The organism is Corynebacterium sp. CCM 9204 (assembly GCF_041357695.1).
In the GTDB taxonomy this organism is placed as follows: domain Bacteria; phylum Actinomycetota; class Actinomycetes; order Mycobacteriales; family Mycobacteriaceae; genus Corynebacterium.
The window spans coordinates 724,795-737,791 of sequence record NZ_JAUERX010000001.1 but is presented as its reverse complement, the minus strand read 5'-3'; the positions used below and the strand labels follow the sequence as shown (position 1 = coordinate 737,791).

Below are 12,997 nucleotides of genomic sequence, written 5' to 3'. Positions count from 1 at the left end.
AAATCAAGTACTCGATAGCGACGCAAGCATCTGCCTTTGTCAAGTTCGGAAACTTGACAATAGCAAGATCGTGTGCGTGTCAAACCAGGGCTTCGGGAACAGGATCCTCCCCTATTCCCAGTGTCCGGTGTTTCTCATCTTTCCCCGACATGGGTTCTGGCGGCGACCTTCATCCGCTGAGCCGTCCGTTCACCGATTCCGTTGACCTCGCGGTCAGTCGATCAACGGGGGCAGCCAGGACACCCGCGACAATGGTGATTCCGGAGTTCTCCAAACCTGTGAACCGGAGACGATCCGTAGTAAGTTGCCGGAGGACATCCAGAGGTAACTGTGAAGTGAGCTCCGGCTGCACTTACGGGTGAGTTTCCAGAGAGCTTCCTCGACCTCTTCCCTAAGACGTGCCTCAGAATCCTAGTGGCCCAATATCCGCTCAACAGCCATTCCGGCTGCTGCGACCGTCACCTCGTCAAGGCGATCAAATCCGATCCCTACGGTGGATGGGCCAATGCTCCTCAGCACGGCATCTCGAAAAGGCTCAATGAGGTGCTGGGCGGGCCAATGTGTTCGGGGTATAAGCCACTCCGTCCCAACCGTACAGTTCCCTGGTGCACCGCACCTTCGTCAGGTCATCACGCCCCCTCCCGCCCGTCCACCGGGTCTGCGGATCCAGGAGCAGGGACAAAAGATTGTGTAGTCGTTTCAGCAACGGTATCAGTTCGGGCAAAACCCAGAACCTGCCTAGCGACCCGCCGGTTCCCGCAGTGGAAGCGGGATCATCACGCAGGACGTCGCTACGCATGACCACGGACGCCAACTCGTGCACAATCTGAGCAAAGTGCCTCATCTCCACACGTATATAGAGATCCGGTGGCCAGGTGATCGTAACGGGGGAAGAAGATCATACTCCCGCCCACACTCTCGAGATGAACCATTCTCCCCAAGATCCGCCTCTGATGGCTCCGCCTGGATGACATCGGGGAGAAGAACCGCCTGTCCAGCCAGCTACCTGATTTCATCGGCATCACGCAGTAGAATCCGGATCCGAGTTCGATCCATGCGGTTATCCTGTCTTCCGGTCGGTGCTCCAGAGAACAGTATCCTCGAGATCAACTAGACAGCACTGGAAGTTCCGACTATCACTTGAGTTCACCATCCACCTAGAGCGTGGTACCCCATCCCCCCCTACACCTGGAGTCATCCGTTGCGCACCGATGCCCTCGAACGCCGGAACAGAATAATAGACACCGCCTGCGAGCTCTTCCGCAGCCAACCGGACACGGTTCCGCTGGAAGTCATCGCGGACCGTGCCGGTGTCGGTATCGCCACGCTGTACCGGAATTTCCCCGACCGCGACTCACTGCTGCACGCATGCGGAGCGAGACTCTACACACGTGCCATTGAGCTCCAGAGATCCGTACTAGACAATCTGGATACAGACCCCGAGGGACAGTGGCTCCTCTACGTGGATTCGCTCGTGGGAATGGGCCTCGGTTCCCTTGTGTCATCTTTCGCCCCCGACGATTTAACGCAGCTACCGCCAGATGTGATGGATCTGAGGCAGGACACCGCGAAACTGGGCAATATGATCCTCGATTCCGCCAAAAAACACGGTCTCATCGAAGCATCAATTCAGTACGACACCTTCATGATCGGGCTCCTCACGGTCTCCCGCCCCCCAGTACCCGGTGTCCTCGCACTAGAGCCGAACATCACTGCGAATCTCGTGGAAATCTATCTTTCAGGCTTAAGACACGGGGCCCTCCGCCCCCTCAGATACTGAGGGCAACGGTCACCAGAACCAGGAGACCGGAACCCCCTGGAAGTCGCGGCACTCGAACAGAATATTACCCTTCTCCACACACCGGGCATCCCGTCCGTCACCCAGCTTCACCAACCTGGGCTGCGTGAAATGTACGTTACGTGTCGCATCCTCCCCTCTGAAAGCAGCGGACATCGATTCCTCCGCAACGCCACATCCCTCAGAAACCGGGGCCGCGATATAGTGGACTCCATAGAATCCACCGGCGGCACAGATCACACCATTCTGTCCCAGGATCTGTACCTGATCACCAGGGTAAAGCGGATCCTCCGGCATCTTCGCCGCCAGATCCCGATCGTAATCATCTCCGCCCCAGCGCTTCGATTCGGCATCCGGAACAAGCGGATTATTCGTGACTGACGGGGCGGATTCCCCCTCGTCCACTTCACCAGATACCCCAGCCCCCGTGACGCTGGAACGCGTGTTTTCCTCATGCACTGACGAGGGACTCTCGGGGTTAGTGGTCTCCGTCAGCGGTGGCACGGACATCATGGCCGAGGGAGTTCCCGTGGGGGCTTCCCCGTTCTTGTCATCTGAAGTGCCACAACTCGTTGTCAGAAGAGTTGAGGCAATTACCGCTGCAGCGATACGTATGGTCTGATTACGGGTCATTGGTGAATACTCCTCACGGGTTTCAGGGCAAAGTACCGGCGGAACGGCACCATTGACGCGGCCGATTGTACAAGTCATACCATCCTTTTCGTGCACAACCGTGCAGAACTCCCGAAGCTACAGTGGTGGATGTGTCCGAATCATCAGCCGCCATGTCCGAGAAGCAGTCCACACGATCCCCCGGAGAATCGCCCGCCACAGCGTTTCTCACGACCTTCAACGAGATCGAGGGTTTCCTCCGCGAGACACTGGGCGCCCGTCGATCGGATTCCTTCACGTGGATGGTACGCCAACTCGCGAATCGGAATCGTTTGACCCGTACCCAAACCGATGCACTCCGATCTTTCGCCGATCTCCGGAATGCGATAAGCCATGGAGAGTATCGCGGTGGCCGCCCGATCGCTGATCCACGTCCCGACACCATCGAGGAAATTAGGAAACTGCGTAATGTTCTCCTGGCTGCCCCAACGGCTGTCGCTGTGCTGAAACAGGATCGGATCATCGGTTTCACACCGGAGAGCCCGGTGAACGATGTTCTTGCAGCAATCCGTGACACCGGATTCGCGCAGTTCCCGGTGTACCGGGAAGGAAACTACCATCGCTTGCTTACATCACGGTCTGTCGCACGGTGGATAGCCCATGATCTCGGAGTCAACGGCCGGATCGATGCCGCAAACGTCTCCGACATTCTCAGATTTGCCGAGAGCACAGATCGAGCGGAACTCATGGCACGAACAGCAACTGTCCCGGAGGTCCTCGAGTGTCTCGGATCAAGGGATGACACAGGACACACGCCAGAGGCAGTCATCGTGACAGAAAATGGACATGGCGACCAACGCCCATTGGCGATCGTGGTGGCATCCGATATTCCGACGCTACTCGACGCCGTCTCCTTCTGATCATCCACGCCACGTCGGTCTCAGCGCAAGATGACCGTGACCTCATGCCTTCAGTCGCAATTGGAGAAACGACACCAGTTCAGAGAGTTGGACATCAACCTGCTCGTGGGCCGAGAGATCCTTCACAGCGACAATTCCGGACTCTAGTTCACGGTCCCCGAGGACGAGGGCGAACCGCGCCCCAGCGCGGTCAGCTCCCTTCATTGCCCCCTTGAGACCTCGTTCGCCGAAGGACATGTCCGCGCTGATGCCTGCGCCCCGCAGTCGATTGATTTCGAATGCCATCCGGCGACGGGCGACCTCACCTAGAGCCACACCGTAAACCGCTACCCGGGCACCGTCGGAGACCCTGACATTCTCTGCTTTAAGAGCGAGCAGCGCACGATCCACCCCGAGGCCGAACCCGATGCCGGAGAGTTCCTGACCTCCTAGCTGCGCCATCAGGCCGTCATATCTGCCGCCACCACCGATACCGGATTGCGCACCGAGTCCGTCATGCACGAACTCGAAGCAGGTCCGGGTGTAATAGTCGAGACCTCGAACCAGGCGTGGCGCAAGTACGTAGGCAACACCCATGTCATCAAGAAGACCCGTGACCGTCTCGAAATGATCACGACATCCGGTACAGAGATGATCGGGCATGAGCGGAGCATCGGCGGTCATGTCACGGACCTCAACTCTCTTGTCATCCAGAACTCTCAACGGATTGAGTTCAGCCCTCTGGCGCGTCGCCTCATCCAGGGGAAGACGTAAAAGAAATTCCTGAAGTAGACGCCGGTAACCCGGTCTGCACTCGCGGTCTCCGAGACTCGTGATCTCCAACCGAAATCCTGTCAGACCGATACCCCGGAAGCACCGATCCGCCAAGGCCACGGTCTCCGCATCGAGAGCCGGATCCTCAACCCCGATCGCTTCCACTCCTACCTGTTGCAACTGCCGATACCGTCCGGCCTGGGGACGCTCGTAGCGAAAGAATGGTCCAGTGTAGGAGAGTTTCACGGGAAGTTGGCCACGATCAAGATTGTGCTCGATCACCGACCGCATCACACCAGCGGTTCCCTCCGGCCGGAGAGTCACTGAGCGCCCGCCCCGATCCTCGAAGCTGTACATTTCTTTACTCACTACATCCGTGGACTCCCCGACTCCCCTCGCGAATAAGCCCGTTTCCTCGAATATGGGGAGCTCAATGTGCTCGTAGCCCGCCAGATGAGTCTGCCTGGTGAATGCCTCACGCACAGCCAGAAACTCAGAAGACACCGGCGGCACATAGTCCGGGACACCTTTGGGGGCGGAAAACGGCTTGAATTTCGGGGAGTTGCTCACGGGTGCAAAGTATAGAGGATGCCCCACACCGAAAACGATGCTGCCCGATCATTTCCATCAGCCGATACCCGGCAACCGCAATCGTCAAGATCAGCCCTGGGTCAGCCCTAGAAGAAAGATGTTGGTGCGGCGTTCCGCACGCATCGTTGTCGCCGGACCGTGCCCGGGCAGCACCTGAAGACGATCATCAAGGGCAAGAACCTCATTTCGCAACGTCCGTTCCATCGCCTCAGGGTCAGAGGCCGGAAGATCAGTACGTCCGATGGTGCCCCGGAAAAGAACGTCCCCGGAGAGACAGACCCCTGCACCGACGAGGAGTGTACTTCCAGGGGAATGCCCGGGTGCGTGCCGAACAGAAAACGGAGTTCCTGCGAGACTGAGCTGAGTGCCGTGTTCCAGGTCCCGAACGATGGCTGGCCGGGTCATCCGGTCAGCGGTGAAAAGCTGCACTGATGCCGCCGAGACTCCTGCCCCCGGATTATCGAGCATAAGCCGATCAGCGGGATGAATGTAAACCGGAACCTCGAATCGATTCGCCAAGGTTCCGGAGTCCCGGGTGTGATCAATGTGACCGTGCGTCAGAACCACTGATTCCAGAGTCAGCCCACGCTCGTCGAAAATCTCAAGAACCCGCCGAGCCGCATGCATACCCGGATCAACGACAACACACCGGCCGCCATCGACGAGCAACCATGTGTTGGTCTGATACGGGCCGGCCGCGAAACCGAGAATCTCCATGTCCCCATCGTAACCGCTGAACAGCGCCACCGGGTCCATCCCCCTGCGGCTGCTGCCCGGTGATGGACACCGGCTAGGATGAGCGGGAAATGTTCATGGCCACTGAGTACCAAAACGTATCTCGGTCGGCCAACAAGATTCGACCAGGGGACAAAAGTTGACCAGTAACAGAACCCGAAGAACCGAAGCGATGAAAAAGCTGGGAGCCGAGCTGAAGAGCCGGGACCGTTCCGAAAAGACGAAACCGCTAACGGTCGCTTTCGCGTCCCTTGCGGTCATCGCCCTCATCGTTGGAGGGATCTGGTTCGCAAGCACCCGGACAGGTTCCGATGAAGCTACTCTCGAAGCCAACAAAGAAACTCCCCAGGCTCAAGAGACAGACTCAGACATCCGCGTACTCGATGGGAAGCGCACCACCCCCCTGGCAGACAAGGTGTCGTGCACTTACAGCTCCGAAGATCAGCCAGCGGCCAGAGAAGTCGACACCCCCACCCACACGACCGACGTACCCGCCACGGGGACTGTCCAACTCACCCTCAACACCAACAGAGGCCCCATCCCAATGGAGCTTGACCGCGCGGCCTCCCCTTGCACGGTCAACGCAATCGAACACCTTGCATACAATAAATACTACGATGACACCATCTGCCATCGTCTGACGAACCAGGGAATTTTCATTCTGCAGTGCGGCGATCCCACAGGTACCGGTACAGGTGGTCCGGGCTTCATCTATCCGAACGAATACCCCACGGATGACACCGATAATGCGGATACCCAGGTTGTCTATCCACGCGGGTCAGTGGCAATGGCGAACTCGGGCCCGGGAACCAACGGATCCCAGTTCTTCCTAAACTACGATGACTCTCCGCTTCCCGCGAAGTACACATACTTCGGAACAATCACAGATGAAGGCCTCGCGACCCTCGACAAAATCGCTGAGGCCGGTGTCAACGGCGACGGAGCAAACGGCGCTCCCTCCGAAGAGGTCCGGATCGAGACCGCGAAACTCGGCTGACCGAACGCAAGTTTAGCGCTGGAGGCGTTGTGGGGAATCACAGTACTGTGATTCCCCACAACGCCTCCAGCGCTCTCTCTCAAACTTTTTTGCACGCATCCGGGGGCGGTTTCCACCCCCACACGCCAGAATTATTCATCCTAAGTCAACCCTCACAACTTGATATTCCCTTATATCTGCGGTCAAAACCGCCCCAGTCAACCCCGACCAACCGCAGGTTTGTTGCGGATTCAACGTAACCGGATAGTCTGTCTACAAGTACCAACGCTTTACAACACCGATAAAAGGAATCTCCATGAAGCTGCTTTCCCGTAAGTCCCTCGTCTCCATCGCCGCCGTTGTTGCACTTTCCACCACCGGTCTCGCCGCACCGGCGATGGCCGCAGATAACCAGAACAGCAGCCAAGAGAACAGCAGCGTCTCCGCCAACACCGCGGACACCGACAAGGACACCGATAAGGAGACCGACAAGGAGCCGAAGAAGAACTCCCCTGAGGGTTCTTCCATCGATAATTCCTCCGAAGGTTCTTCCTCAGATGAGAAGACCTGCCTGAAGAACGGCACGGAGAAGAAGTGCTCGTCCGTCGACTACTACGTCTCTAAGATCAGCGGTTGGGTCAAGATGCTCACCACCGTTGCGTCCCTCTTCACCGCAATTTTCGCGATCAGCACCGCAATCCAGAAGGTCACCAAGATCGCCGGTTAATCCTCCGATTTCCGAACGATCTCGTCCGCGAGATACGGTCACCGGAGTAAAGCACCATCACGTTATAATTACGTGGTGGTGCTTGTCGTTCACACCGGTTTGGTCCCGTCCTTTCACCTAGCTTACGCGTGGGGGCGACATAAATCGGATATTTGGGTTATCATTAGCGCCAGACACCCGCCCCATACATCAACAGAAGGATCCTCATGAAGGTTTTCTCCCGCAAGTCCCTGATCGCCGCAGCAACCACGATCGCCCTGTCCGCCTCTGTCATCACCGCACCGGCGTTCGCTGATGATGATGACACCAACGCGCAGGAAAGCTCCGTCTCAACGCTGACCGACGGCAGCTCCGAAAAGAGCGACGACGCCGATAAGGAGGGCAGTGGCTCGCTCGGTTCTTCCAGCGACAAGGTGACCTACACCGATGACAACGGGAAGACGAAGCAGACCACCAAGATCGAGTACTACGCAAAGCAGATCGGTGCATTCGTCAAGATGCTGACCACGATCGCCTCGCTGTTCACCGCGATCTACTCCATCAGCAACGCCATCCAGAAACTGGCCCCGAAAGCGTAGTAGCCGGAACTAGTTACCCGGCACAAGCACATGATGAAGCGGTCTCCCCGTCGTATTCACGGGGCTGGCCGCTTTATCTTTTTCCGCCATCACACATCCCCACGATGATGTGATCCCCGGGGCAAGTTGTCTGATAATCGAAGAATCTCAATGCCCCCCCCCCCGGATGACCGACATCATGCGTGGGCTACTGTCAACCGTTGACCTACCCCCTATTGAGGACCTGTACCATGAAACTCATTTCACATTCCACACTCATCTCCGCAGTCACCACCACCGTCCTGACTGCTTCCGTCCTCTCTGTCCCAGCATGGGCCGAGGACACCATGCCTGGCAGCTCATCTTCTGAGGTATCCGGCAGTACCGAGGGGTCAGTCCGCACTGGTTCAAACAAAGACGAGAAGTCCGACAAGGATTCCGCTGGAACCGAGGAAGGTACCGGTGGCACAACTACCGGCAAATCCGATGCTGAGAAGACCGATCCGATCGCCACCGCCGTGGAGGGCTCCTCGGATAATGCACTGTCCTCGGGAATCGGCTCCAGTGAGAAGACCGAGTACAAGAATCTCGATGGTGACACGGTCGAGGGGCCCAGGGCCGCAATGGTCATCACGAAGATCATGCAGATCATCAAGGCCGTTGTCGGCATCATCAGCCTCTTATCCGCGGCAGCCTCGCTGACGAAGCTCATCCAGAAGTACCTTCCCCACTAAGTCACCTGGAGAAGAAACAGTCGTCGGAACACCGTACACAACTCTTTTTCCGATAGGATGTGTACGGTGTTTCCGTTCGCATACAGACCTGCGACGAGATCCACGTTAGCCGGTGGACACCCGGTAGACGTCGAATACTCCTTCAGTATTACGAAGCTGGGTCATGAGGGAGCCGAGTTGTTTGGTATCGGAGACCTCGAAGGTGAATCGACAAACCGCGACGTGATCCTCCGCAGAATACGAGTTCATCGCGGTGACAGTAACGCGCTGCTCATTGATGACCCGAGTCAGCTCGAACAGAAGTCCATGACGATCGAGCGCCTCCAATTGGAGTGTCGCCGCAAAGACACTCCCGGATTCCTCGGACGCCCATGATACCGCTATGAGACGTTCGGGCTCCTGATGGAGTTTCGCGGAGTTCGTACAGTCGCTGCGGTGTACGCTGACACCTCCGCCCCGAGTGACGAAACCGAAAATACTGTCACCCGGTACCGGACCACAGCATTTAGACAATTTCGCCATAACGTCGGGGCTTCCTTCGACGAGGATGCCAGTGCCGTCTCCCGGAGCCTGGCTTCGAGAACTGACCAGCTCGCTGAATGGTGTTCTGGCCGCGAGCGCGTCCTCGGCTTCGTCCGCAGAGCCAAAGTTGGCCATCAGGCGTGAAGCCACATGCTTCGCGGACACCGAGCCCGCTCCGATTGCTGTGTACAACGCATCGACGTCCGGGTAGTGCAATTCAGTCGCGACCGTCTTCATGGACTGCGCAGTGAAAAGCCGGTGCATCGGAAGTCCCCCGCGCTGAACTTCGGCAGCGAGCGCGTCACGGCCGAGTTCCAGGGATTCCTCACGACGTTCTTTGGCGAACCACTGCCGTATCTTGGCTTTCGCTCTAGGAGAGACGACGAACTTCTGCCAGTCGGCGCTAGGGCCAGCACCAGGATCCTTCGAGGTGAACACCTCGACACGGTCCCCTGACTTCAGAGTGGATTCAAGCGCGACGAGCTTGCCGTTGACTTTGGCACCGATACACCGGTGCCCGACTTCGGTGTGAACCGCGTAGGCAAAATCAACCGGAGTCGCTTCGACCGGCAGGTTGATCACATCCCCCTTCGGAGTGAACACGAAGATCTGAGTGGCCTGAAGATCGTATCGCAGCGAATCCAAGAATTCATTGGGGTCCGCAGCTTCCTTCTGCCAGTCGAGAAGCTGACGCATCCACGCCATCTGGTCTACTTCGGACTGCTCACCGGCGTGGGATCCCTTCGTCTCCTTGTACCTCCAGTGGGCTGCGATCCCGAACTCTGCGTTGTAGTGCATCTCATGAGTTCGAACCTGCACTTCAAGGGCTTTCCCACCCGGACCCATGACAGTGGTGTGAAGTGATTGGTATACCCCGAACCGTGGTGCCGAGATGTAGTCCTTGAAGCGTCCCGGCAGCGCTGAATAGAGAGAGTGGACGGCACCGATGGCTGCATAACAGTCATTGAGGTTGTCCACGAGAATGCGTATTCCGACCAGATCGAAAATCTCGTCGAAGTCACGTCCGCGTACAATCATCTTCTGGTAAATCGACCAATAATGTTTCGGACGCCCCATCACGCTGGCGGTGATGGAGTTTTCCTGCATGGTGAATTGGACATCGGAGATGATCTCGGCCAAGTACCTGTCCCGGGACGGTGCACGATCTGCCACCAGACGTACAATCTCGTCGTACTTCTTGGGATAGAGAATCGCGAAAGAGAGATCCTCCAGCTCCCATTTGATCGTCGCCATCCCGAGTCGGTGCGCCAGCGGGGCGATCACTTCTAGGGTCTGCCGAGCTTTCTTGGCCTGTTTCTCTGGTGGAAGGAATCGCATCGTCCGCATGTTGTGCAGTCGATCCGCTACCTTGATGACCAGAACCCGAGGATCTTGGCTCATTGCAACGATCATCTTCCGGATCGTCTCGGCTTCTGCCGCAGCTCCTAGGGCCACCTTATCGAGCTTGGTGACACCATCAACCAATCGAGCGACTTCTTCCCCAAATTCGGCGGAGAGATCCTCGAGACTGTAGTCCGTGTCCTCCACAGTGTCATGGAGCAGCGCGGCGATCAGGGTGGTGGTGTCCATCCCGATTTCAGCGGCAATGGTCGCTACCGCAAGCGGGTGAGTGATGTACGGGTCACCGGATTTCCGGTATACGCCATCATGAAGACGTTCGGCAGTACGGTAAGCGTGCTGCAGAACCTCAATGTTCGCTTTCGGATGTATCTTGCGGTGAATGCTCACCAGAGGATCGAGGACCGGGTCAACCTTCGTCCTGGTCCCGGTAAGACTTCGTGCCAGTCGTGCTGACATGCTCCGCATGTTGACCTGCTGTTTACTGCCATGCCGGTTCTGAGACATCAGCAATCACCACCGGTAGGTTCATTGATCACGGTCAGCGGGCTATCCCCGAGGCGTTCCCGTCCGCCCAGCCTCGGAACCTCCAGAACCACTGCGTGCCCAGACACCACAGCACCGCAGCTTTCCAGGAGTTTCCTTGCTGCAACGAGAGTGCCTCCGGTCGCTAGTACATCATCCACGAGCACGACCCGGACGCCCTCGAGATCCGTCCCAGTGTCTGCCGGTACCTCAAGCGCTGCCGTTCCATATTCCAGTTGGTATTCCTCGGTGTGTACCGGAGGGGGAAGCTTCCCCTTCTTGCGGATCGCGAGAATACCGAGCCCCAGACGGTAAGCGACAGCGGAGCCGAGGAGAAAACCGCGCGCATCCAAGCCTCCGATCAGTTGGGCGCCATAGCGCTCGGCCGTGTCCGCGAGTTCATCGACCACCAGTTGAAATGCCTCCGCGTCCGCCAGAACCGGAGTCAGATCCTCGAACAGGATTCCTTCCTCCGGAAAATCCTGGACGTAACGGATCTTCGCTGCGAGTGCCTCGCGCGCATTGTCGTACGTCATTGTCCCTCACTCTCCTGCCACCGGTCCATGTTCCACCCGATCCCGGAATTACCGGTATTCACCACAACGTTACCTACGTTGCGGTCCACCACAAATATGCGGGGTTCTGCAGCCAACGGGATGGTCGGAACCTCCTGCCAGAGCCGTTCTTCGGCAGCCCGGAAACCCTCGAGATCGTCACTGGTGACGTTCACGGAACCATACTCGGCAGCCGGCCCCAGTGCCACCAGCAACGCATCGAGTTCTCCCTCGGTGACCTTGGGATTCCACCATTCGTCAAACGAGGAGACATCGAGATCAGCGAGGGTCCCGCCCTCGGTACTTGCGTCGATCACGGTGATTCCGGCTGGTTCACAGGAAACTCTGATCGCCTCCACCATCGCCGCCAACCGTGCATCCGGGCCGAGGTAACCAATCCGCACGGTACTTCCGGCAAGAACCTGGGCGCGAGCGATATCGACACCGAGATGGGCGTCGGAAATCGGACGATCATGATCCGTAGCGGGGCTGTTCGCGGGGGAAAGCCTCACCCCCATCGGCGGGACCGGATGATCCGCGATTCTCGACGATGCCGCTGCAACAGCCGTTTGATCAATGCACGCGGCAAACGCCGCACGATTCTCCGGTACAGAGAACAGGCTCCCATCCCCCAAAACCAGTTGTTCGATCCGGTCGCCGGTCATGTACTCGACATCAGCGGTGTTTCCCGGATCATCCCGGTTCACCCAATCAACCGATGTTCCACCGCTGAAGTCAGCGAGAACCGCCGAGGCTTCTTCTCTGCGCTCGGCAATGTCTGTACCCCTAGGCCAGACCATCACCGACTCCGACTCAGCGGGATCTCCGTTGAAATGATCGTTACGCCGGAGGATGACAGTCCCGTCCCCATCCACTCTGTCAATGGTGAACGGCCCCGAAGAAACCTGAAGTTCTGGGTCAAAGGAACTGAGGTTGAACCCGGTGTTCCAGACATCAGCTACCGGACGGAGTGCCTCGACGTTCTCCGTGACCAGTGCCGTGACCAGCTCTCCTTCAGAGATCCCTACCTTGGCGGCGATGGCGTGCGACGGCAGCACCGTCCCCGGGCCGAACATGTGCCTCCACCGTGCACCGGTGCCTTCATTGAACACGAGGGTGAACTCTTTCGCTCCGGCAGTGCAGTCCAAGTTCTTCACCTGGTGGTTGAGCGGCAAAAATGCGTCGAAAAGACCGGGAAGCACACCGGCTTTATAGGAGAGCAGAAAATCTGTACAGGTCACCGGCGCGCCGTCGGAATAGGATGCCTCGGGATTAATGGTGTAGATCACCCGGGGCTCCGCTCCCGGAAGTTTCTGCGCGGTGATGAGGTCCCGATTCGGGATCTGTTGTCCGGAGGGACCGTGAACAAACGCCGGTGGATAAAGCCTTCCAGCGAGGGTATCAGCGCTTGTCGACGCACCGAGTAGGCTTGCCGCATTCGTGGTTGCCAAGGGAGAGGACGTGGCGAGTGTCAACCGTGTCGGTTCCGGAGGAAGAGTCCCTTCACCGGAGACATCACCAGGCGTCCCACAGGCACCGAGAAAGACCAAGGCCCCGGAAATCACAGCGAACACTCGTGACAGCGAGTACTTGCTCTTCACCGATTTTCGGGGCAGCAGGTCGGCCATGCGAAC

General features: G+C 57.9%; 12 protein-coding genes. 6 read left to right on the top strand and 6 right to left on the bottom strand.

The features are described from left to right. The first annotated feature begins 1,201 nt into the window (after positions 1 to 1,201). Positions 1,202 to 1,780: a TetR/AcrR family transcriptional regulator gene (locus tag QWU43_RS03270; protein WP_370914078.1), complete on the top strand. Its 579-nt coding sequence runs from the start codon at positions 1,202 to 1,204 to the stop codon at positions 1,778 to 1,780. 9 nt (positions 1,781 to 1,789) lie between these two features. Here QWU43_RS03270 and QWU43_RS03265 read toward each other — a convergent pair whose 3' ends face one another. After that, positions 1,790 to 2,431, bottom strand: coding sequence for a hypothetical protein (locus QWU43_RS03265; RefSeq protein WP_370917099.1), 642 nt, complete (start codon positions 2,429 to 2,431; stop codon positions 1,790 to 1,792). Positions 2,432 to 2,562: 131 nt separating this feature from the next. Here QWU43_RS03265 and QWU43_RS03260 point away from each other — a divergent pair, with 131 nt between their 5' ends. Beyond that, a complete protein-coding gene (locus QWU43_RS03260; RefSeq protein ID WP_370917098.1) occupies positions 2,563 to 3,330 on the top strand; it encodes a hypothetical protein in 768 nt (255 codons plus the stop codon). A gap of 42 nt (positions 3,331 to 3,372) precedes the next feature. Here the strand turns inward: QWU43_RS03260 and hisS are convergent, their stop codons facing one another. Both hisS and QWU43_RS03250 read right to left on the bottom strand, forming a co-directional pair. Beyond that, positions 3,373 to 4,653: a histidine--tRNA ligase gene (gene hisS / locus QWU43_RS03255; RefSeq protein WP_370917097.1), complete on the bottom strand. Its 1,281-nt coding sequence runs from the start codon at positions 4,651 to 4,653 to the stop codon at positions 3,373 to 3,375. A gap of 90 nt (positions 4,654 to 4,743) precedes the next feature. Further along, the gene (locus QWU43_RS03250; protein WP_370914300.1) at positions 4,744 to 5,391 is read right to left on the bottom strand and encodes an MBL fold metallo-hydrolase; all 648 of its coding nucleotides are present in this window, start codon (positions 5,389 to 5,391) and stop codon (positions 4,744 to 4,746) included. Between the two features lie 157 nt (positions 5,392 to 5,548). On the opposite strand from QWU43_RS03250, the gene QWU43_RS03245 reads away from it, so the two are divergent. From QWU43_RS03245 to QWU43_RS03230, 4 genes are all read left to right on the top strand, one after another. Next, entirely contained in the window at positions 5,549 to 6,406 is an 858-nt protein-coding gene (locus tag QWU43_RS03245) for a peptidylprolyl isomerase (protein WP_370914074.1), read from the top strand. Between the two features lie 295 nt (positions 6,407 to 6,701). After that, positions 6,702 to 7,112 carry a hypothetical protein gene (locus tag QWU43_RS03240; RefSeq protein ID WP_370917096.1) on the top strand — a complete coding sequence of 137 codons (411 nt, stop codon included), beginning with the start codon at positions 6,702 to 6,704 and terminating at the stop codon, positions 7,110 to 7,112. Positions 7,113 to 7,318: 206 nt separating this feature from the next. Continuing rightward, complete coding sequence (locus QWU43_RS03235; protein ID WP_370914072.1) at positions 7,319 to 7,690, top strand: hypothetical protein; 372 nt, start codon at positions 7,319 to 7,321, stop codon at positions 7,688 to 7,690. Positions 7,691 to 7,920: 230 nt separating this feature from the next. Continuing rightward, entirely contained in the window at positions 7,921 to 8,403 is a 483-nt protein-coding gene (locus tag QWU43_RS03230; RefSeq protein WP_370914071.1) for a hypothetical protein, read from the top strand. 105 nt (positions 8,404 to 8,508) lie between these two features. Here the strand turns inward: QWU43_RS03230 and QWU43_RS03225 are convergent, their stop codons facing one another. Genes QWU43_RS03225 through QWU43_RS03215 form a run of 3 tightly spaced genes read right to left on the bottom strand, consistent with a single transcriptional unit; the run spans position 8,509 to position 12,991 of the window. Beyond that, a complete protein-coding gene (locus QWU43_RS03225) occupies positions 8,509 to 10,791 on the bottom strand; it encodes a bifunctional (p)ppGpp synthetase/guanosine-3',5'-bis(diphosphate) 3'-pyrophosphohydrolase (protein WP_370914070.1) in 2,283 nt (760 codons plus the stop codon). After that, the gene (locus tag QWU43_RS03220; RefSeq protein WP_370917095.1) at positions 10,791 to 11,345 is read right to left on the bottom strand and encodes an adenine phosphoribosyltransferase; all 555 of its coding nucleotides are present in this window, start codon (positions 11,343 to 11,345) and stop codon (positions 10,791 to 10,793) included. Before QWU43_RS03220 ends, QWU43_RS03225 begins: the two co-directional genes overlap by 1 nt. Further along, complete coding sequence (locus tag QWU43_RS03215) at positions 11,342 to 12,991, bottom strand: peptide ABC transporter (RefSeq protein WP_370914068.1); 1,650 nt, start codon at positions 12,989 to 12,991, stop codon at positions 11,342 to 11,344. Before QWU43_RS03215 ends, QWU43_RS03220 begins: the two co-directional genes overlap by 4 nt. Positions 12,992 to 12,997: the final 6 nt, after the last annotated feature.